33 protein-coding genes, 1 tRNA gene and 1 pseudogene are annotated in these 18,074 nt (G+C 37.4%); all 35 read left to right on the forward strand.

Annotated features, from left to right (window positions below; translation table 11 throughout):
• Positions 1-399, forward strand: coding sequence for a hypothetical protein (locus AC3B5D_RS00450; protein WP_150177409.1), 399 nt, complete (start codon positions 1-3; stop codon positions 397-399).
• Positions 400-402: 3 nt separating this feature from the next.
• Positions 403-609, forward strand: a complete 207-nt coding sequence (locus AC3B5D_RS00455) for a hypothetical protein (RefSeq protein WP_150177407.1) — start codon at positions 403-405, stop codon at positions 607-609.
• Positions 610-611: 2 nt separating this feature from the next.
• Positions 612-833: a hypothetical protein gene (locus AC3B5D_RS00460; protein ID WP_489840046.1), complete on the forward strand. Its 222-nt coding sequence runs from the start codon at positions 612-614 to the stop codon at positions 831-833.
• A 64-nt stretch (positions 834-897) separates the two neighbouring features.
• Complete coding sequence (locus AC3B5D_RS00465) at positions 898-1,476, forward strand: hypothetical protein (protein ID WP_489840045.1); 579 nt, start codon at positions 898-900, stop codon at positions 1,474-1,476.
• 72 nt (positions 1,477-1,548) lie between these two features.
• A pseudogene (locus AC3B5D_RS00470) lies at positions 1,549-1,737 on the forward strand (YqaI family protein); the annotation flags it as partial.
• The gene (locus AC3B5D_RS00475) at positions 1,734-2,210 is read left to right on the forward strand and encodes a siphovirus Gp157 family protein (RefSeq protein WP_489840044.1); all 477 of its coding nucleotides are present in this window, start codon (positions 1,734-1,736) and stop codon (positions 2,208-2,210) included. The pseudogene AC3B5D_RS00470 and the gene AC3B5D_RS00475, both read left to right, overlap by 4 nt.
• 14 nt (positions 2,211-2,224) lie before the next feature.
• The gene (locus tag AC3B5D_RS00480) at positions 2,225-2,437 is read left to right on the forward strand and encodes a hypothetical protein (RefSeq protein WP_489840043.1); all 213 of its coding nucleotides are present in this window, start codon (positions 2,225-2,227) and stop codon (positions 2,435-2,437) included.
• Positions 2,434-3,096, forward strand: coding sequence for an AAA family ATPase (locus AC3B5D_RS00485; RefSeq protein WP_489840042.1), 663 nt, complete (start codon positions 2,434-2,436; stop codon positions 3,094-3,096). The genes AC3B5D_RS00480 and AC3B5D_RS00485 overlap by 4 nt, the downstream gene beginning before the upstream one ends.
• Before the next feature lie 2 nt (positions 3,097-3,098).
• Entirely contained in the window at positions 3,099-3,626 is a 528-nt protein-coding gene (locus tag AC3B5D_RS00490; RefSeq protein ID WP_489840041.1) for a DUF669 domain-containing protein, read from the forward strand.
• Positions 3,627-3,648: 22 nt separating this feature from the next.
• Positions 3,649-4,467 (forward strand): LvrA C-terminal domain-related protein, encoded by an 819-nt coding sequence (locus tag AC3B5D_RS00495; protein ID WP_489840040.1) that lies wholly within the window; start codon positions 3,649-3,651, stop codon positions 4,465-4,467.
• Entirely contained in the window at positions 4,467-5,651 is a 1,185-nt protein-coding gene (locus AC3B5D_RS00500; RefSeq protein WP_489840039.1) for a DnaB-like helicase C-terminal domain-containing protein, read from the forward strand. The genes AC3B5D_RS00495 and AC3B5D_RS00500 overlap by 1 nt, the downstream gene beginning before the upstream one ends.
• The gene (locus AC3B5D_RS00505) at positions 5,648-6,121 is read left to right on the forward strand and encodes a RusA family crossover junction endodeoxyribonuclease (RefSeq protein WP_489840038.1); all 474 of its coding nucleotides are present in this window, start codon (positions 5,648-5,650) and stop codon (positions 6,119-6,121) included. The genes AC3B5D_RS00500 and AC3B5D_RS00505 overlap by 4 nt, the downstream gene beginning before the upstream one ends.
• A gap of 159 nt (positions 6,122-6,280) precedes the next feature.
• Positions 6,281-6,715 carry a hypothetical protein gene (locus AC3B5D_RS00510; RefSeq protein WP_489840037.1) on the forward strand — a complete coding sequence of 145 codons (435 nt, stop codon included), beginning with the start codon at positions 6,281-6,283 and terminating at the stop codon, positions 6,713-6,715.
• Positions 6,712-6,966: a hypothetical protein gene (locus AC3B5D_RS00515; protein WP_489840036.1), complete on the forward strand. Its 255-nt coding sequence runs from the start codon at positions 6,712-6,714 to the stop codon at positions 6,964-6,966. Before AC3B5D_RS00510 ends, AC3B5D_RS00515 begins: the two co-directional genes overlap by 4 nt.
• Positions 6,956-7,621, forward strand: a complete 666-nt coding sequence (locus tag AC3B5D_RS00520; protein WP_489840035.1) for a hypothetical protein — start codon at positions 6,956-6,958, stop codon at positions 7,619-7,621. The genes AC3B5D_RS00515 and AC3B5D_RS00520 overlap by 11 nt, the downstream gene beginning before the upstream one ends.
• The gene (locus tag AC3B5D_RS00525) at positions 7,618-7,914 is read left to right on the forward strand and encodes a DUF3850 domain-containing protein (RefSeq protein ID WP_489840034.1); all 297 of its coding nucleotides are present in this window, start codon (positions 7,618-7,620) and stop codon (positions 7,912-7,914) included. Before AC3B5D_RS00520 ends, AC3B5D_RS00525 begins: the two co-directional genes overlap by 4 nt.
• Positions 7,915-7,919: 5 nt before the next feature.
• The gene (locus tag AC3B5D_RS00530) at positions 7,920-8,231 is read left to right on the forward strand and encodes a YopX family protein (protein ID WP_489840033.1); all 312 of its coding nucleotides are present in this window, start codon (positions 7,920-7,922) and stop codon (positions 8,229-8,231) included.
• A complete protein-coding gene (locus AC3B5D_RS00535) occupies positions 8,232-8,378 on the forward strand; it encodes a hypothetical protein (protein ID WP_489840032.1) in 147 nt (48 codons plus the stop codon).
• Between the two features lie 100 nt (positions 8,379-8,478).
• Positions 8,479-8,961: a class I SAM-dependent methyltransferase gene (locus tag AC3B5D_RS00540; RefSeq protein ID WP_489840031.1), complete on the forward strand. Its 483-nt coding sequence runs from the start codon at positions 8,479-8,481 to the stop codon at positions 8,959-8,961.
• On the forward strand, positions 8,958-9,122 hold the full coding sequence (locus AC3B5D_RS00545; RefSeq protein ID WP_489840030.1) for a hypothetical protein: 165 nt from the start codon (positions 8,958-8,960) through the stop codon (positions 9,120-9,122). The genes AC3B5D_RS00540 and AC3B5D_RS00545 overlap by 4 nt, the downstream gene beginning before the upstream one ends.
• Entirely contained in the window at positions 9,122-9,289 is a 168-nt protein-coding gene (locus AC3B5D_RS00550; RefSeq protein WP_489840029.1) for a hypothetical protein, read from the forward strand. The genes AC3B5D_RS00545 and AC3B5D_RS00550 overlap by 1 nt, the downstream gene beginning before the upstream one ends.
• An 87-nt stretch (positions 9,290-9,376) precedes the next feature.
• Complete coding sequence (locus tag AC3B5D_RS00555; protein ID WP_489840028.1) at positions 9,377-9,577, forward strand: hypothetical protein; 201 nt, start codon at positions 9,377-9,379, stop codon at positions 9,575-9,577.
• The gene (locus AC3B5D_RS00560; protein WP_489840027.1) at positions 9,577-9,894 is read left to right on the forward strand and encodes a hypothetical protein; all 318 of its coding nucleotides are present in this window, start codon (positions 9,577-9,579) and stop codon (positions 9,892-9,894) included. The genes AC3B5D_RS00555 and AC3B5D_RS00560 overlap by 1 nt, the downstream gene beginning before the upstream one ends.
• Positions 9,894-10,232: a hypothetical protein gene (locus AC3B5D_RS00565; protein ID WP_489840026.1), complete on the forward strand. Its 339-nt coding sequence runs from the start codon at positions 9,894-9,896 to the stop codon at positions 10,230-10,232. The genes AC3B5D_RS00560 and AC3B5D_RS00565 overlap by 1 nt, the downstream gene beginning before the upstream one ends.
• Before the next feature lie 13 nt (positions 10,233-10,245).
• Positions 10,246-10,941 (forward strand): nicotinamide riboside transporter PnuC, encoded by a 696-nt coding sequence (gene pnuC / locus AC3B5D_RS00570; protein WP_489840025.1) that lies wholly within the window; start codon positions 10,246-10,248, stop codon positions 10,939-10,941.
• Positions 10,941-11,180 (forward strand): DUF3310 domain-containing protein, encoded by a 240-nt coding sequence (locus AC3B5D_RS00575; RefSeq protein ID WP_489840024.1) that lies wholly within the window; start codon positions 10,941-10,943, stop codon positions 11,178-11,180. Before pnuC ends, AC3B5D_RS00575 begins: the two co-directional genes overlap by 1 nt.
• 391 nt (positions 11,181-11,571) lie before the next feature.
• Positions 11,572-12,033: a DUF722 domain-containing protein gene (locus AC3B5D_RS00580; protein WP_489840023.1), complete on the forward strand. Its 462-nt coding sequence runs from the start codon at positions 11,572-11,574 to the stop codon at positions 12,031-12,033.
• Between the two features lie 96 nt (positions 12,034-12,129).
• Positions 12,130-12,213: transfer RNA gene (locus AC3B5D_RS00585), tRNA-Ser, on the forward strand.
• Positions 12,214-12,426: 213 nt separating this feature from the next.
• Positions 12,427-12,726, forward strand: a complete 300-nt coding sequence (locus AC3B5D_RS00590) for a hypothetical protein (protein ID WP_489840022.1) — start codon at positions 12,427-12,429, stop codon at positions 12,724-12,726.
• Between the two features lie 12 nt (positions 12,727-12,738).
• Positions 12,739-12,924 carry a hypothetical protein gene (locus tag AC3B5D_RS00595; RefSeq protein WP_489840021.1) on the forward strand — a complete coding sequence of 62 codons (186 nt, stop codon included), beginning with the start codon at positions 12,739-12,741 and terminating at the stop codon, positions 12,922-12,924.
• 82 nt (positions 12,925-13,006) lie between these two features.
• A complete protein-coding gene (locus tag AC3B5D_RS00600; protein WP_489840020.1) occupies positions 13,007-13,411 on the forward strand; it encodes a hypothetical protein in 405 nt (134 codons plus the stop codon).
• A 47-nt stretch (positions 13,412-13,458) separates the two neighbouring features.
• Positions 13,459-14,238: a terminase small subunit gene (locus AC3B5D_RS00605; protein ID WP_489840019.1), complete on the forward strand. Its 780-nt coding sequence runs from the start codon at positions 13,459-13,461 to the stop codon at positions 14,236-14,238.
• On the forward strand, positions 14,228-15,520 hold the full coding sequence (locus AC3B5D_RS00610; RefSeq protein WP_489840018.1) for a PBSX family phage terminase large subunit: 1,293 nt from the start codon (positions 14,228-14,230) through the stop codon (positions 15,518-15,520). Before AC3B5D_RS00605 ends, AC3B5D_RS00610 begins: the two co-directional genes overlap by 11 nt.
• A 4-nt stretch (positions 15,521-15,524) precedes the next feature.
• Positions 15,525-17,030 (forward strand): phage portal protein, encoded by a 1,506-nt coding sequence (locus AC3B5D_RS00615; RefSeq protein WP_489840017.1) that lies wholly within the window; start codon positions 15,525-15,527, stop codon positions 17,028-17,030.
• Positions 17,008-17,928 carry a minor capsid protein gene (locus AC3B5D_RS00620; protein WP_489840016.1) on the forward strand — a complete coding sequence of 307 codons (921 nt, stop codon included), beginning with the start codon at positions 17,008-17,010 and terminating at the stop codon, positions 17,926-17,928. The genes AC3B5D_RS00615 and AC3B5D_RS00620 overlap by 23 nt, the downstream gene beginning before the upstream one ends.
• Positions 17,929-18,074 lie beyond the last annotated feature (146 nt).

Consider the following 18,074-nt stretch of genomic DNA (forward strand, 5'->3'; position numbering starts at 1 on the left):
ATGACGATGATTTTAATTTCACTTTTAATTGTTGTTGCAATTTATGAAACATACACAAACCGCTTAATCAAAAGACAACAACAAACAATTGAACGCCTTAATGAGTTATGCGACAGCAGAGCAAAAGACTTTTACAAGATGGCTGATAACGCAGAGGGCGCAATTGAAGCTTACAAATTAGCAAAGTTTAATCATGAGCTGATATTAAGCATGGTTGGTATAGAAATTTCAGATGATGTCAATGAGACAGCTAAAAGCATTGAACAAGCAATGATCAGAGCTGGTTATGATCCAGACTCTATTTCAGAAAAAGGACGTGAAATTGTCCTTGAAGCTCACGCAAGCGGCTTGATTAGTGATGAAGTGATGAAATCTTACATGGTTATGGAAAGCAGGTAACTTATGACAAAACCAAAACTAGAAATACCACTAGAACAACGTATTTGGGTAGACCTGCCAACGGCAGCTGCCTTGCTTGGATATAGCGAAAATAAATTTAAAGAAATTAGAGAAGAACCCTCATTTGTCACGGCAGGCGTTGAGCGAATAGACGGTAGATTTTCGCAGGACTTGTTAAGAAGATGGGGCAACGGAGAAATTGGGAGATAGATATGACAGAAGCATTATTTTTTTGGGAATTGCTAAAAGCAGCATTACCACCAGCGATTGCATTAACAATTGTAATCATGGCAACGGCATTAGTTGCTAGAAATTACGGCGGTGAGATTGTTCGTTACGTTGGTCGGCTCATTAAGTGGTTAGTCATGATGGTGTTCAATGAACCAGAAGCAGCACATCACGTTACAAAAACGTGGCGTGATCAACGAAAATAATTAATCAAATGGTTGACCGTCAACACAGGTTGAGATGTGAAATAAACGATTTACACGGGTCCATATGCGCATTTCAATCGGTGCTGGCGGTCAACAGAAAGGAAATAAGATGGGTGATTATGATATCGGTTCAACTGGTGTGGGCAAGTTGCATTACAGTTTTGCCAAATCAAGTGACTTAGTTCAATTGCCATCAGATATCGTTCTTAAAAGTGAAAACATGGCTAATAACCCTTGGGTCAAGCCAACGCTTAAAACGGTAACATTCCATGATTTTGAAAAGCATATGAATGTGCATATCAATGGCAAGCAACGTATTTCGAATGTTGAAAAGAATGCCATTATCATGCGAGTTGCTAAGGAAATGAGCATTAAAGGCAGTGACTTAGAGCATAGATATTTACAGCAATATTGTCAGAAATATCATTTAACGATTTCGAGTTTTCAAAATGAGAAATCAAGGAAACACGAAGAACGTTATCGAATATTCAAAAAAGAACGGGATAAATATCCGACTGCAAAAGGTGTTCAAAAGAGAATTTTATTTGAGCGATTAGCTAAGCAATTAAAAATATCAAAAGATACAATTCGTGGTCCGCAATATGAATTGAAATGGAGAAATGAACATAAAAATAACGTCTAACTACTGCAATAGTCAGACGTTGGGTAATTAGTTTTAGACACAAAATTACCCTCTAAGAATAACACAGGGAGGTACAACATGCCAAAAGATTTGATAGACCCGCCTAATGATGAATTGCCATGGGGTTACGACTACCAAGATAATGAAATTATTGCGGGTGATGAAATTGTAAAAATTGATGGTGAATATGTGCCACTAGAAAAAGCAGTCGATTACTTAATTGAATATGGTGAAAGAGTTGACACGGAGGAAAGACAATGAATTTATACGATTTAAGTAGCAAATGGCAACAAGTATACAGCATGGATCTAGATGAAGATGCATGGTTTGACACATTAGAATCAATTGATGAGGTCATTGAAGATAAAGCCGACAATATCGGGCGAGTTATTCGCAGCTTAGAAGCTGATGTACAAGGGTATAAGAGTGAAGAAGAACGCCTAGCCAAGAAGCGTAAAGCGATTGAAAACAGAATTAAGCGTTTAAAAGCTTACTTACAGGACAATATGGAACGCCTTGACCGTACGCAGATTAAAACAGATTTGTTTAATTTTAATGTTCAAAATAATCCAGCTGGAACAAATATCACAGATGAGAATGTCATTCCTAGCAAATATTACGAGACAGAGACCGTCAAGAAGTTTGATAAACGTGCCATGCTAAACGATTTAAAGGCAGGTCAGGTAATTGCAGGGGTTGAGTTAAAACAGTCTCAATCACTTCGTATTCGCTAAATGTGAGGTGCTAAATGGAACGAGATTATGCGCAGGAATTTATGGAACGCAATTTTTTTACACCAGAGACATTGAAAAAGCCAGTCGGCAATGATTTGTTTGGCTATTCAGTGGTTGAGGGTGATGAAGTGTTTGTTTATCAAGATAGTTATTTGTTAATTGAAAAGATGAAAAAGACACAAATAGAAATGGCAAAGCTGATGAAGCTAGAAAGGAGAACGCTTTGAAATTTTACAAGGCTGGTGAAATACCAAAAGTTGGCAATATGTATTTCATCTATGGTGACGGTGGCACGGGTAAAACAAGTTTAATCAAACAGTTTGACGGCAAAAAGCTATTACTAAGTTTTGACGGCTCAACAAATGCACTGACTGATACTGATGACGTTGATGTTATTTCATTTGAATACAGTGACGCACCAAATATGCAAAAGCTTGTAATGAGCTATTTAACAAAGATGTTAGCAGATAAAGATTATCAGGTCATTATGGTTGACAATGTATCGGCGTTACAAAATTGGGTGCTTGAAAATATTGACGGCGCTTCAAAAGATGGACGCCAAAACTATTTGAAACTGCAAACATGGTTCAGAAAATTAGGCGATTTTTTGAGAGAAAGCAACTTAAATATTATTGCCACTGCTCATCAAATTGACAACGGTTCATCAGGTCTAGACGGCAAGGGACGATTTGAAGCCGATATGAACAGCAGAACGTTCAATGCGTTCACTGGACCGTTTGACATTGTCGGACGCATTTATAAAGACGGTGGTGAACGCTTAATAGATTTAGACGTTGAAAATGGCAATCATGCTAAGAACAGACTTGATGATCGCACACTAATTAAAGCAGCAGAACTAATTACAAAAGAAAATGGAGAAAATTAATCATGGGACTATTTAATGTAGACAGTAGCAACACATTTGGCGGCATTTTTGTAGAAGAAGCAGGACATTACAATGTAAAAGTTTTGCCAACTTCAAAATATTCAAAGACTAAGAAAACTGAAAATGAAATGCTAACGCTTGATTACGAAGTGCTAGACGGTGCATATGCTGGTGGTCAAATTCGATTTAACAATGTGGTTTGGACACCCGATAATATTGAACTATCAATCAAGCGCTTCAACACATTGCTAGTAGCTGCTGATGTGCCTGACGGTACAGAAATCAACAGTATCAGCGATATATTGCGGGGCATTATTGGTAAGTCATTGAACATTAATACTGAATGGCAACAATCTGATTACAGTGGCAAATGGAACTTAAATGTTAAAGGTTACGACAAAATTGACCACACTGGCAGCAAGCCAAACGGTGAAAAACGACCAAATGATAATTCACAACCACATGATAATTCACAACCATTTAATTCAGGTAGTGAAATCGACATTAATGACGACGACCTTCCCTTCTAGTTTCTAAGAAAGTGAGTAGCGCATGACTAATAAAAAAACTACTCAAACTTTCACTATGTTTCCTGACTTTATTAAATCTGATAAACGAGTAACCAATCTCGCAAAAATGATTTATTCAGACATTTACACCATTGCTACACAAGGAAAAGAATTTTTTGCAAGTAATGCATGGTTAGCAGAAAGATATTGCGCAACTGAGGTGACCATTAGCAGAGCCGTAAAAAACTTAAATGATTGTGGATACATCAAAATGCAAATGAATGTTGGTAGTGATAAAAAGGTTATTAAACGGGTGATTACGCTATCAGACAAGTATAAAGAACTTATCAAAAATGATGTTATCAAAAATGATAACTTATCAAAAACGATAAGTACATCTTATCAAAAACGACAAGAACATCTTATCAAAAATGATAAAGGTAATATATCACCTAATATATCAACTAATAAACCTGTTCAATCTGAAATTGAACTGGAGTCTAACTTTGATAAGTTATGGAAATTATATCCACGTAAACAAGGCAAAAAATCGGCGTTCAATGCATATAAACGTGCTATCAAAAAAGGCACGACTAACAAAGAAATTCAAACGGGCATTGTCAATTACAAAAAAGAGTTGGCTTATCAGGAAAGACCAAAAGATAAGGTCAAACTTGGTAGCACTTGGTTCAATGGCAATTGTTGGGAAGATGATTACGAAACTGGAAACGTTGAGCAAAGCAATGATTATAAAGCAAATGAAATTGCACGCTTAGAAAACGAGTTGCAAGACGACAATCTAAATGAGTTGGAACGTAATTTCATGAGTAAAAAGTTGGCAGAATTAAAGGGGAATAATTAATGCAAGGTCAAGAAGCTGAATGGGCAGCGTTGGCTGATGTCATGTCGGCTAATGATCCATACGAAGCAATGCAAGAACTAAAAACAGTCGTGCGTGCAGATATGTTCAGTAATAACGTTGCAAAAAACATATTCAAAACGTGGGCACGAGCAGAAGATAAAGAACATATTAACTTGCTGACGATTAACAATAACAATGTTGGCACGGTTGAAACGATTAGCAGCGCAACAACAATGCTAGTCGAAAGTGTACCAGCTATTCCAATATCGCCAAAGATATTAGGCAAATACGTGCAAGACGAAGCAATCAGACGAATGTTTTATCGAAAAGCTAGCAATGGAGAAATCAATAGTTACGCAGACCTAGCAGCGTTCACTGAAGAAATTGAACAATATCAAAATTTTGGTGTTGATAATACCGATTTAATTACTGAATATCGTGAATACATTGGGCGAGAACGTGAATATATTGATTTGCTGAAAAACTTAAAAATTCAAGCTGAAACTGGTCAGATGATTGTCATTGCTGGTCGCCCTGGTATGGGTAAGACAGCCTTAGCAACTAACATGATGAGCACATTGACGTTGCAACGTGTACCAGTAGCATTAATTAGCTTAGAAATGCGCCGTACAGAAGTTTTTGAACGCATGGTTAATAGAATGCTGTTAGAACCAAAAATGACACAAGAGACGGCATTAGAGGTGTTTAACAAGAACTTAGATGTATTCGATATTCGTGATGATATTCGTTCTGGTATTGAAAATATTGAGCTGGAAATTGGCAGGCAAGCAGATGCAGGCAAAAAAGTTGTTGTTGTGGACTATTTACAGTTAATCACTTCAAAGGGTGTGAGCAGATACGAACAAGTGAGCGATATTTCAAGACGATTGAAGTTAGCAGCAATGAAACATGATGTATTGCTGATTGCTTTAGCGCAATTAAATCGTGCGAAAGCTGGTGAAAAGAACAATCGGCCGCAATTAACGGATTTACGTGATTCGGGTTCAATTGAACAAGACGCTGACAAGGTCATCTTATTACATTCAGACGATTATTATCAGGAAAACGTACCGACTAACGTTGATTTAGATTTAATTGTTGCTAAGAACCGACAAGGCGGACAGCACACATTTAAATCATTCTATGATCGTGAACATCAGGCAATAGCGGTGCGCAAGTCATGAAAAAAGTATTCGAAGCAAAAATAGAATTACCAATGAAATTTGCATCAGGTAATCAAATGATGGTTGCTCGTGGCCGATTGATTAGGACAAAAGAATACCATGCGTATCACGATTACTTGAAAGCAAGTCTAGAAGAAGTGCTAGATGAGGTTCAAATACAAATAAAAGACGGGCAAGCGTACGAACTTAGAAGTCTATTCGTTTATCCAGTACCAAAATCATTGGTAAGCAGTAAAAAGAAACGTGATGAATTTACTAGTTCAACGACATTACCAGTAACACGGGGAACTATTGACATTGATAACTCGGTAAAAGCTTCTGATGACGTGTTACAGGAGGTTCTAGGCTTTGATGACAGTCAGATAGTTAATAACTTAGGGTACAAGCGTTATTGGCTAGGAGACACGTATATTTACAAAATAGAGCTATATGAATTTGATAGCGGCATCGAACTAGAATTTTACGACTAAACAACAGTCAAGGGTGTAAAGACTGTGAACCCGTATGAAGATGAAACAGCTAAATGAATTCGCCGAAAGCCGTGGTTATCGTGATTGGAGCGAATTTAAAGCGTATGAAGAACCTGAAACAGTGCGAGAAGCACGCAAGATGATTGAGAGGGGTTACTAATGACTTATGAAGAAATATTAAAAGTTGCAACAAAACCAGATTTACAGCCGTTTGATACATTTACACATCAAGGTCCATTTTCATTAAATGGCTATGTGGTTATTCCTGATAATTTTCCAATTGATTATTATGATAATTTTTATGAACAAATTGATGATGGTCCTGTTGGTGGCCTTACTTTTGGTGGATATTTTACGGTAGTTAATGGCGAATTTGGAATAATGCAATTAGATGAACGAGCTTACTTTTATGATGAACAGCATACGATTGAAGAATTACATCAAATCGAACAACTCAAAGATAGTGCTGTTCGTGTAATAGGTTTTGATAACGCACACATTGAACCGAATGAATTGGGGGCAGATGAGGGAGCAAAATATTTGGCAGATCAATTAATGCATATTTACAAGAAAAATGTGGGGACGGCCAAATGACACAAACGGTTGATGAATACATTGCAAACGAGGCACGCGGAATTGCAATAAAACGATACAGAATGGCAATTAAAAATGCTAACCATGAAGCTAGTAAGGAAATATTTCACACAGAACCGGGTGCTTTCATTCCAAGCGTTACTGTTTCAATTGATGGTGCAGACGAATTAATTGATGAAGTTGCTGAAACAATCGAAGTCAACATGAAGCTCAAACTCGTAGAAATGTTGGTGAATGAAGATGACAGATAAAGCATATATCGTTGCGAATGAGCAACAAGAAATGGCAGTGTTGGAGAAGTTAGAAAAAAATGGAGCTCACTGGGTTGATGGTGATTTACCAACTAAATTCTTGCCAAACAACGATATTTATGGAGATGGAAGATTTCCATATGCCTTAATTAATAGGAGAATCTATGTTTCGTGGAGTAGGATGTTTGGTTTGGATAATGAACTTGAAATCGCATTTGACGGGCGAAAGGAAGAGAAGATGAGTGAGAAATATGTTGTTTCGCAGGAGTTTATGGGCGAGTTGGAAAATTGGAAACAATTACGAATGAATGACGATTGCTTTATTGATGATGAAGATGTTTTTTCTTTGCCATTTTTAATTCAAGCATGGTGGGGAGATGACGTACCTGATAAAGAGAGTAACAACCGCCTAATTGCAATCATTCGTTGGGTCAACGGTGAAGATGTGTTCGAAGTTGAGTCTAAGAAGTGGGTTGTGCGAAGTAAAGAGACTAATAGTGAAGATGAATACGAATATGTTGATATAGACAATTTCAAGAAGTTAAAATATGCATCACCAATTTTAGGCTATGATTTTGCCACTAAATTTGACACCAAAGAAGAAGCCGAGAGCTGGGCTAATGCTCATCAAGAAGTGATTGAGGTGGAAGCATGAAAGTACATGAATTGAAACTAGATGATGTGTATTTTAGTGATGTCCGAGATGGCATTAAAACGTTTGAAATTAGAAAAAATGATCGTGATTTTCAAGAAGGTGACTTATTAGCATTATCACGTTATAAAGACGGCAGTTATTTAACTAGAGAAAATCGAATGGAAGCCGAAAGAGTTGACATTCACGACGCTGAAACATTGCTAAGAAAAGTGGATTACATCACTGATTATGAACAAAAAGAAGGATATGTTGTGATGGGTATTAGCCCGTTTGAACCTGATGTCGAGGTGTAAGAGTAATGCGAGAGATTAAATTTAGAGAATGGCATCAAAATCATATGCGTTATTGGGACGACATTGGTTCCTTTCACTTATATGTGTTAAATGATGGTAAGGGTGTTTTTGAACAATACACAGGCCTTAAAGATAAAAACGGTGTTGAGATTTTTGAAGGTGATATTTTAGTAGAGACGAAAATCGATTGGTTTGTAGGCGTTGTCAACTATGCAAACGGCTGTTATTGGTGTGATTATGAGCGGTTGTCTGATTGCACTGATTGTTATATAGCAGGCAATATCCACGAGAACCCAGAGCTATTGGAGGACGAATAAATGAAATTAAGCAAACTGATTGATGAATTGGAAAATCGTAAACACGATTATGGCGATATGGACGTAACTGACATTGCGGAACGACCATTCACACATACAGTGATGATTTACGACGAAGACAAGATAACGTTACAGATACGTAGCTGACGATATAAGGCGTTTTAGGGTAAGGGTGGGTAATTAGTCAGAAACGATATGAAACGAGCAAATAGCGTATAAAACTATGGCAAATAGTAGGAGTGAAAGAATGACACCACCAATATTAGATATGACGGCAGGCAGTCGCATGATGTGGTTCGATAAAAACAATGATCAAGCTGTATTTATTGATAAGCGTAAGTATTATGAACGAATGGAGACGGGACATGTCATTAACGTTAATCCTGATGTGATTGCTGATTGGTCAAAAAATAACGGACTACCATTTGACGATAACAGTTTTCATTTAGTGTTATTTGACCCGCCACATCTTATTCACGCTGGTAGTAATAGTTGGTTGGCTAAGAAATACGGCACACTAAATGCTGATAACTGGCAGGAAATAATTAAAACAGGCTTTGCCGAAGCAATGCGTGTTTTGAAGCCTTATGGAACATTGGTGTTTAAATGGAACGATTCACAAATAGCGTTGCCTGATTTATTGGCACAAATACCATACGAACCATTGTTTGGCCAAAAAAGGCAGAAAACACATTGGCTTGTATTTATGAAAATGGAGAGCAAATTATGATACCAAAATATATAGTGTTTAACACAAACATGCCCGATAAAAATGGCAATTCGTTACCTGTCGGACAAGGTAACGATTTAGATGAGCTATTGAGTGTATTCCATGGTAAGGCATATCAGATTATGAAAGTGAAAACGTTGAGTGATCGGGAGGAGTGGTAATGGCATTAGCTTGGATAGTATTAGCCATTTCGGCAATAATTTTAATTGCTTTTATACTTTTCCTGTTTATCGATTGTTGGCAGGCAACATTGTTTTCATTTGTGGTAACTACATTATTAGTTAGCGCACTTTATGGCTTGAAATGGGCACTTTCAGTTTTAGGGTAGTGAAATGATTTTAGATGAACAAAAAATTATTACTAATTTAAAGAAGCGAACAGATAAGATATTGGATAAGTTAATGGAGGAATTGTAATGGCAATAGCAGGAATTGAACCAGTAAGTTATCTAAATTTGGGGAATGGACACACTGACGAAATTTATAGTCGGGATCAGGTTCGAGAAATTTTGGTAAAGCACATAGCTAAACTCACAAAGCATCCATTACTTCAAATAATGGAACCAAAACAATATGGCGAAATTGTTGATGAATTTATGGAAAGTGGTGAGCAGTAATGACATTTGATAGTCGAAAACAAAATTTAATTGAAAGATCATTTCCAGATGACGGCTATGCAACAGTTGTGAAATTAAGAAATGTTATACAGGCATTAGACGAATTAAAAGACGAATACGCACCAACGATTGAGATGACTGAAATGCAAATGAAGCAGATGATGTCATTTAAAGATGTTAATGCAGGTTTTAGCACGTTCATGTATAAGCAAGGGTTAGATCAGGTACCGGCTTTCAGTGACTTCATTACAACGGAACGAGAGAACGAATTAATGCAAGCATGGTTACACCCTGAAACAATTAAGGCGGTGAATTAATGTTGAGTAAATTACAAGTAAATAATGTTGTTAAGAGCAACAACAAGCTGTTCGATACCAAATTGAAACAAAAGTTAGATGTGCTGTTACTGGATATGATTATCAATGATGTTAAGGAATTTAACGTACGTTATCAAATGTCGATTCCATACAATTGGGAGGGATTTGCTAGGTATCAACATCATCTATTAGCAGATATTGAAAGCCCAAATTTAAAAGAGCGCATTGAAGATTATTTGTTAATGCACACGCCAGCAAATATCTTCATCAACAAAGAAGATATGTATTCAGAAGATGGGGCAGTTTATTTTGATTTATTGGTCATACGTGAAGTATAAGAGGGAGTAAAATATGAGTTATTTAAAGTGGCTAGGAACGGAGCTAAAAAGTATTAATACCGCTGGTGGTGTGATGTTAGCGTTTATCGTTGGTGTACAGTTAGCGTTTTATCTATCAGCACCAATTACAGGACTATCAACGATAACATTGGTAGCCACGTTGGTTGGTTCAGCATGTACTACGTATATGATGATAGGAAAGCCAATTAACGGGTTGCTAGGTCTGATTAGTGCAATTGGGTATATCTACATTAACTGGACAGCAGGACACTATGCGAGCGTGTTAGATCAGTTAGTTTTCGTTGCATTGATTGACTTACCGTTAATCTTTACGTGGAAAACATGGGGACACAAGGTTGAGAACGGTGTGAAGTTCCTAAATCGAAAAGGCTGGCTATTAACACTAGGGTTCATCTTAATTGCTTGGTATCCAATGATGTTGGCATATCAAGCATTAGGCGACAGCAACCCACTATGGGATTCAATTGTATTGATTATCGGGGCAACAGCGAGCTTATATGTGTTCAAGGGGTATGGCGACAGTTACACATTATGGTTGCTATCTGATTTCGTGAATATCGCTCTATGGCTATCAGCACTCGTTACAGGCTATTCAGCTAGTTCATTGCCAATGTTACTAACCATGGCTTTCTATTTAGCCACGGCTGTTTATGGGCGATTCTGGAGTATTTGGCGAGGCAAGAAATAATGGCAGATATGATTAATCACCCAGCACACTATACGGCTGGTTCAAAAGAAGTCATTGACATCATTCATGACGCTTTAACGTTTGAAGAATTCACTGGTGCGATGAAATTTAATATCGTTAAATACACGTTGCGTGTGGGCAAAAAAGATGAACCCAAGCAGGAAATGGGAAAGGTTCAGAATTACGCCGACTACTTAGCTAAACATTTAGCAGGCGAATGGAAAGAAGGTGCACACTAGTGGAAAAGTTCGTAACATTGATATTCTTTTTGATGTTGCTGGCATTAGTGATTGCAGGGTACTTACTGACATGAGAACTTACTATTATTTCAGAGACACAAACGGCTGGTTCAAAGAAACTTACACACAAACAGGCAAACTACTCTGGACACATACTAACAACCTTAGAGAGGCGTTCAGAACCGACAGCAAATGGCTAATTAGACGTGTTATTAGCAAAGAGTTAGCAGGATATTATTATTGGGTGGAGAAACGTGACCATCGTCAAAAGTTAATATAAAGAAAGACGGTTATACCTTAATGTATAGCCGTTTTTTAATAATTTTGCAACAGTATACAGTAATATACATGTTATAATATTGATAACGTTATATCATTAGGGAGGTGCGCTATGGCTGATAAGTTGGATAAGGTGTTGAGTGATTATTTTACAGGGCGATTAGAAGTAAATATCAAGTTACGCAAGTTAGAAATTAAATTCAATAGTGATCGTGTGCCTGATGAAAACATTGGCGGTGGGCGCAAACAAAATGATTATAATAATCCAGTTGAGTTAGCTATGATTCGTGAACAGCAAGATGAACAGTTACAAAACTGGATAATGCAAAAGAATATCATTGATCTGTTTTATCCGACAGCGGTTGATTATCAACAAAGAGTGCTTAAGGCTAGATACGGCATGCATAAAAATTGGGTAGATATTGCACTTGATGAGCATGTTGATGTTAGGACGGTCATTAGATGGCGTGACGACTTTAAAGACGGTATTTTAGGTCACTTATTGAGTACATTAAAACCTATGTCATTTTTAAGTCAGATTATTGACAAAAAAGTAGCTGAAAAGCTGGCATAATAGGTAATGTGGAACAGATGAAATAGTTATATGTATTTCCTCTTATTGTTTGAGACTTCGGTTGCTTCAGAATCCCTTATGTCTGTTCCACGTCATAGAATTGAAGCGAAGTTGGTTAGCAGGCGGTTTGCTAAATCGCTGGTGGTAAAACACTTGCAGGTTCGAACCCTGTCAATTCTGTTCGAGTGCTGGACACTCTACCTGAATTAGTAATGGCGATAACTAATCAGTGAATAATCGTTAATAATGCACAAACCTGATTGCAACTAAAAGCAGAAATAGAGAGTGCTTAGGTTCAGCTCTTGAAGTCGTCAGGTGCAACTGGCGCATACATAGCACATAAGGTTATCCAATCGGGTAGCCTTTTTATTTTGCACTGAAAGAGGTATTGAGATGAATTTATACAGGATTAGCCAAAGTGTGAATACTAATTGGGACACGTTTGATTCTGCTGTTGTAATAGCTGAAAGCGCAGAAGAAGCTAAGAAGATTATTCCGCATTTTACAAATTCTGATATTAGCACTTTAAGCAATTCTCAATTTTTAGATTTGATATATGGAAATAGAAATAGCGTTAACGAGTGGGCAAAACCAGAAGATGTTAAAGCTGAATTAATTGGTATTGCCGATAAAGATTTTCTAGATAGTTTAAACGGACGGACAACAGTTGTAGCTAGTTTCAACGCAGGGTAAAGGGGTATTGAAATGAAGATTGGGTTCTTGAATTTATTAACGATTATATTTGTGATTTTTAAATTGAATGGCACTGTTGATTGGAATTGGTTGTTAGTATTTGTGCCAACAATTTTAAATGTCCTTATATTTCCAGTTACAAAGATTGTTGGAATAGCATTTAGTGAAGCTATGAAAGAGGCAAGGGAAAGTAAATGACAAATGAATGGTATCGCCGATTAGAGAATAAGATTATTGGCACGATTGATAATAAGAAGAAACATCAAGAGGAGGAATCAAAATGTTTGAACCAAAAGCAACAAGACAAGAGTTAGAACAATTGAAAGTTGAACAATCAACCGATATTTCAAAATTATATGCTTTCGTGAATCGTGAGTTAAAAATGCTTGCAGCTGATTTTAATAATCAAATCGTCAGTGAACTTACTAAGGTACGTGTAGAGAACCGTGCATTACTTTCTGAACTAACGGCGTTGAAATCAGAAAAACAGTCGAAAGCAGCAGACAACATGCCAGAGATTGTTTCACATGAAGATTACTATCGTGTGACTTTTAGAGATGAAAATAAAGGTGTTAAAACTCAAGTAGAAGTAACGCCAGATGGTATAAATTTAATTGCTGAAAATATTGTTTTAAATGATTTACCAGATTTTAAAGGTAAAAATATTTCTAGTGCGCAGATATAAGCAGTAACAAATTGTAAGCAAAGAAAAAGCGAGGTGGGTGATATGTAATGACCGAGAAGTGGGAAAATGCAGAACAAGATTACAACGCTGGTATGAAGTACAAAGACATTGCCAATAAATACAATGTTGCTTTAAGCACAGTTAAGAGTTGGAAACAACGCTATAGCTGGTCTAGAAATAAGGATGCACCATTCCAAAAAGGTACGCGTACAAAATCAAAAGGTACGCATACAAAAAATAAAGCGGAACAGGTCGTTGATGAACTAGCTGATAGCGACTTAACTGATAAGCAAAAAGCCTTTGTTATCGAGTATGTGAGACTTTTCAACGCAACGCAAGCATACATTAATATCTATGATGTGGACTATGAAACAGCAATGGTTAACGGTTCTAGAATGCTAAGAAATGCTAAGGTACAATCACTTATTCAGGGTATGAGGCAAGCACGTTTACATGACCTAGGCGCTAATAAAGAAGATGTGCTAGCCGACTTAATGAAGCAATCATTTTCAGATATTGGGAGTTACTTAGATTTTGGTGCTTATGATGTTTTAGTAACTGATAATGAAGGGAACGTAAAGTTGGATGTTGACGATAATCCCGTTAAGCATCATCAATCATGGGTGCAACTCAAAGACAAGTCACAGGTTGACACGAGCTTAATTAAAAAAGTATCGATTGGTCGTGATGGCGTTGTCCTTGATTTGTACGATAAACAAGCAGCGCAAAAGAAATTGCTTGAATTGCTTGATGCAGGCAATAAAGATAATGGCAATGTAAATATCAATATTGTTATGCCAGAACAGGAGGATAACAGTGACGAATAATTTAGTTATTGATGTCCCTAAGCTGGTTGATCAAGCTTATTACAAACTGTACACATCTAAACAACAGTACATTGCGTTAAAAGGCGCTCGTGCCAGTGGTAAGTCAGTAGCAACTGCGTTCAAAGTGGTCATTGATATGTTGCGTTATCCCTATGTGAATTGGTTAGTCGTCAGGCAGTTCCAGAATACTCAAAAAGATAGTACATTTGCCATTATTAAATGGGCAGTGCATTACATGGGGTTAGATGATTTGTTTAAATTCACTGTTAGTCCGTTGGAAATCACGTATAAGCCAACACAACAAAAGGTATTTTTTCGTTCAATGGACGACCCATTGAAAATCACATCAATTACAACTACATCAGGTAAGATATGTCGCAGTTGGTGGGAAGAAGCTTATGAATTAAAAAGTGATGAATCGTTTCAAACCGTGATTGAATCTATGCGTGGAGAATTGCCAACTGGTGGCTTTTATCAGCACGTCATTACATTTAACCCGTGGAGCGATAGGCATTGGCTCAAACGTGAGTTCTTTGACGAAGACACAAGGCGTAAAAACACGCTTGCATTTACGACGACATACAAGAACAATCACCATTTGAATCAAGACTTCATAGACAGCATGGAAGAAATGGTTATCCGTAATCCTAATCGTGCTAAGGTGGCTGTATTTGGCGAATGGGGTATATCGGAAGGACTTGTATTTGACGGCTTGTTTGAACAACGAGATTTCAGTATAGAAGAGATTGCAACATTACCTAAGGTTGTCGGGCTTGATTTTGGTTTTAAGCACGATCCAACGGCAGGCGAATTTATGGCAATTGACCAGAATAACCGTGTCGTGTATGTCTATGATGAGTTCTACCAGCAAGGAATGCTCACACAAGCGATTGCACAATCATTAGCACAGCATAAAGCGTATGGGTTACCAATTGTCGCAGATAGTGCAGAGCAACGTTTAATTGCTGAATTGTCTAACACATACAGCATTCCTAACATTAAACCAGCTGGTAAAGGAAAAGATAGCGTGATTCAAGGTATACAATTCATGCAAAGCTATCACTTTGTTATTCATCCGAGAGTACAAGGGCTGTTATCCGAGATGAATACGTATGTGTATGACAAAGATAAGCTAGGCAATTGGCTAAACAAACCAAAAGATGAAAACAACCACGCAATTGATGCTTTAAGATATGCCATGGAATCGTACATGTTCGTTACTAACAATCATTACATGAGTTATCAAGAACGCGTACAAGCGGTTAAGAACTTAGGACTATAAGGAGGTGAACATCATTTACGATATTAAACAACATGGGCAAGCTAATTTAGTTTATCAAGAAGACATAGCTAAATTAACGCCTGAAAGAATTATGCAGTTTATTAAACATCATCATGACTATCAGCAACCACGATTGCAGATGTTAGATGATTATTACCAAGGCTTTAATACAAATATTTTAGATCCAGAGAATCGCAGAGTTGAGGCAGGTAAAGCAGATTATCGTGCGGTACATTCATTTGGTAAATACATTGCTGATTTCCAAACGTCATTCAGTGTTGGTAATGCAATCACGGTTAAGCATGATGATGACGAGCGTCTTGATGATATTGAGAATCGTAACGACTTTGACAGTGTCAACAGTTCGCTATTCTTAGATGTCACACGATTTGGACGAGCATTTGAATATATTTATCGGGGTGAAGATGATATTGAACACAGTGTGGTTTTTAGCCCGTTAGAAACGTTTGTTATCTATTCACTAGAAGTTGACCCGCAACCTATTATGGCAGTACGCTATCATCTCATTGAGTTAGTGGGCAACAACAATCAATCAGTATTTGAATATCGTGTTGAAACGTGGACGGACAACCAATATACGTTGTACAAGCCGACTTATTTGGATAGTGCTTTGATAGTTGAACAGCAATTGCCTATTTATGCATTTCCAGTTATCGAATACAAGAACAATCAGTTTAGAATTGGCGACTTCGAGAACGTTATTCCACTGATTGATTTATATGATGCTGCTGAATCAGACACGGCTAATTACATGACTGATTTAAATGACGCTATGTTAGTTATTAAGGGTGATATTGATACACTGTTGCAAAATCCTAACATGATGTCAGGTATTGATCCGAATGACGATACGTCAGCTAAAAAGCTAGCACAAGACAAGCTAGATATGCTTAATTCAATGAAGTCCGCTAATATGCTGTTACTTAAATCAGGTGTTTCAATGAACGGGCAACAGACGGATGTTGATGCCGAATATATCCATAAAGAATATGATGTAACGGGTACTGAAAAGTACAAGGAACGATTGGCACATGACATTCATAAGTTCTCACATACACCCGATCTAACTGACGAGAACTTTGCAGGTAATGCTAGTGGTGTTGCTATGAAGTATAAAGTGTTAGGCACGATTGAATTAGCTAGTACGAAACGTAAAGCTTTTGAAGTTGGACTTTATAAGCGTTATCAAATCATTAAGCAGCTAGAAACATTGTCATCAAGCGGTATGAAAACAGATGTTAATGCGATTCAATTCACATTTACGGATAACATGCCGACAGATGATGTTGCAGCAGTGGTACAAATTGTCAACGCTGGTGCACAGTTACCACAACAATATTTGTATCAATTCTTACCAAACGTACAAGACCCTAGTGAGATAGTTGACATGTTAGCAGATGAAAGTTCTGAAAAAATTGCAAGAAATCGAGCTGATTATGGTGTGCAATTAGATGCAGAGGTGAATAATGACGAGACCGAAGCAAGATAGTGCTTATTGGCGAAAGCGCATTAAGTCTGAACAAAAATACATGGAGCAAGCTACTAATGTTGATGATATTACAGAGCATTACGATAATGCAATTGATGACATTAACAAGAAAATCGAAGCAGAATATGCACGTTTGCAGTTGTCAGGTATTAGCAAGAATAAAGTTACTAATGCTGATATTAAGGTTTATGAGCGTGAGGCTAAGGCACTCGTTAAGTATGCTGATCAGTTACGCAAAGAAGTAGGTAAGACAGTTGGCAGAAACGACTTTACAGCACAAGCAAATGAACGTATGAAGATTTATAATGCGACAATGCGTATTAATCGACTTGAATATTTGAAGGCAGAAGTTGCATTATCCTTGATTAAGGCTGGTGTTGAAGTTGATGCTGATTTGCAGAAGCAACTAAACCAACAATATATTGATGAAAAAGTGCGTCAAGCTGGTATCTTGGGTGCGTCAGTGGCAGTAGCTTCTAAAGCAACTAAAGCAGACAAAGTGTTCAAAATAGTATCTGCACAAATTAATGGCGCGACATTCAGTGACCGCATTTGGCAGAATACAGATGAACTAAAAGCTAGATTAGACGTGTTGCTGACTAACAATGTGTTACAAGGACAGAATGCTAATGTGACGGCTAGGCGATTGCGAGATTTGGTTACAGGAGATTTCAAGGACAATGCTAAGTATGTGACAGAGCGTTTAGCGCGAACAGAGTGGACTCGAATTATTGGACAAGCACAGATTGATAGCTATAAAGAAAACAGTATTGAATACGTTAAATGGCTCATTGAAAGTGGCGCTTGTCGATATTGTGTAAGCATTTCAGAAGGAGGTAAAGATGGCGAGGGAGTGTACAAATTAAATAATGTACCAGCATACCCTCGCCATCCGTGAACCGAATTGCAGATGTAGCTTAGCTGGCTATTATGAACCGGATAAATAAAAATTGACCTGAATATGTCATTAAACTGTTTTAATAAAATTAAATATCATGGGAAATAGTGATGTGTCTTGTTGGGGAAATCTGACAGGGCACTTTT

The organism is Weissella sp. ESL1177 (genome assembly GCF_058107185.1).

Coding starts and splice junctions, on each gene's coding strand:
- AC3B5D_RS00450 (WP_150177409.1), top strand. CDS start 1: ATGACGATGATTTTAATTTCACTTTTAATTGTTGTTGCAATTTATGAA.
- AC3B5D_RS00455 (WP_150177407.1), top strand. CDS start 403: ATGACAAAACCAAAACTAGAAATACCACTAGAACAACGTATTTGGGTA.
- AC3B5D_RS00460 (WP_489840046.1), top strand. CDS start 612: ATGACAGAAGCATTATTTTTTTGGGAATTGCTAAAAGCAGCATTACCA.
- AC3B5D_RS00465 (WP_489840045.1), top strand. CDS start 898: ATGCGCATTTCAATCGGTGCTGGCGGTCAACAGAAAGGAAATAAGATG.
- AC3B5D_RS00475 (WP_489840044.1), top strand. CDS start 1,734: ATGAATTTATACGATTTAAGTAGCAAATGGCAACAAGTATACAGCATG.
- AC3B5D_RS00480 (WP_489840043.1), top strand. CDS start 2,225: ATGGAACGAGATTATGCGCAGGAATTTATGGAACGCAATTTTTTTACA.
- AC3B5D_RS00490 (WP_489840041.1), top strand. CDS start 3,099: ATGGGACTATTTAATGTAGACAGTAGCAACACATTTGGCGGCATTTTT.
- AC3B5D_RS00495 (WP_489840040.1), top strand. CDS start 3,649: ATGACTAATAAAAAAACTACTCAAACTTTCACTATGTTTCCTGACTTT.
- AC3B5D_RS00500 (WP_489840039.1), top strand. CDS start 4,467: ATGCAAGGTCAAGAAGCTGAATGGGCAGCGTTGGCTGATGTCATGTCG.
- AC3B5D_RS00505 (WP_489840038.1), top strand. CDS start 5,648: ATGAAAAAAGTATTCGAAGCAAAAATAGAATTACCAATGAAATTTGCA.
- AC3B5D_RS00510 (WP_489840037.1), top strand. CDS start 6,281: ATGACTTATGAAGAAATATTAAAAGTTGCAACAAAACCAGATTTACAG.
- AC3B5D_RS00515 (WP_489840036.1), top strand. CDS start 6,712: ATGACACAAACGGTTGATGAATACATTGCAAACGAGGCACGCGGAATT.
- AC3B5D_RS00520 (WP_489840035.1), top strand. CDS start 6,956: ATGACAGATAAAGCATATATCGTTGCGAATGAGCAACAAGAAATGGCA.
- AC3B5D_RS00525 (WP_489840034.1), top strand. CDS start 7,618: ATGAAAGTACATGAATTGAAACTAGATGATGTGTATTTTAGTGATGTC.
- AC3B5D_RS00530 (WP_489840033.1), top strand. CDS start 7,920: ATGCGAGAGATTAAATTTAGAGAATGGCATCAAAATCATATGCGTTAT.
- AC3B5D_RS00535 (WP_489840032.1), top strand. CDS start 8,232: ATGAAATTAAGCAAACTGATTGATGAATTGGAAAATCGTAAACACGAT.
- AC3B5D_RS00540 (WP_489840031.1), top strand. CDS start 8,479: ATGACACCACCAATATTAGATATGACGGCAGGCAGTCGCATGATGTGG.
- AC3B5D_RS00545 (WP_489840030.1), top strand. CDS start 8,958: ATGATACCAAAATATATAGTGTTTAACACAAACATGCCCGATAAAAAT.
- AC3B5D_RS00550 (WP_489840029.1), top strand. CDS start 9,122: ATGGCATTAGCTTGGATAGTATTAGCCATTTCGGCAATAATTTTAATT.
- AC3B5D_RS00555 (WP_489840028.1), top strand. CDS start 9,377: ATGGCAATAGCAGGAATTGAACCAGTAAGTTATCTAAATTTGGGGAAT.
- AC3B5D_RS00560 (WP_489840027.1), top strand. CDS start 9,577: ATGACATTTGATAGTCGAAAACAAAATTTAATTGAAAGATCATTTCCA.
- AC3B5D_RS00565 (WP_489840026.1), top strand. CDS start 9,894: ATGTTGAGTAAATTACAAGTAAATAATGTTGTTAAGAGCAACAACAAG.
- pnuC (WP_489840025.1), top strand. CDS start 10,246: ATGAGTTATTTAAAGTGGCTAGGAACGGAGCTAAAAAGTATTAATACC.
- AC3B5D_RS00575 (WP_489840024.1), top strand. CDS start 10,941: ATGGCAGATATGATTAATCACCCAGCACACTATACGGCTGGTTCAAAA.
- AC3B5D_RS00580 (WP_489840023.1), top strand. CDS start 11,572: ATGGCTGATAAGTTGGATAAGGTGTTGAGTGATTATTTTACAGGGCGA.
- AC3B5D_RS00590 (WP_489840022.1), top strand. CDS start 12,427: ATGAATTTATACAGGATTAGCCAAAGTGTGAATACTAATTGGGACACG.
- AC3B5D_RS00595 (WP_489840021.1), top strand. CDS start 12,739: ATGAAGATTGGGTTCTTGAATTTATTAACGATTATATTTGTGATTTTT.
- AC3B5D_RS00600 (WP_489840020.1), top strand. CDS start 13,007: ATGTTTGAACCAAAAGCAACAAGACAAGAGTTAGAACAATTGAAAGTT.
- AC3B5D_RS00605 (WP_489840019.1), top strand. CDS start 13,459: ATGACCGAGAAGTGGGAAAATGCAGAACAAGATTACAACGCTGGTATG.
- AC3B5D_RS00620 (WP_489840016.1), top strand. CDS start 17,008: ATGACGAGACCGAAGCAAGATAGTGCTTATTGGCGAAAGCGCATTAAG.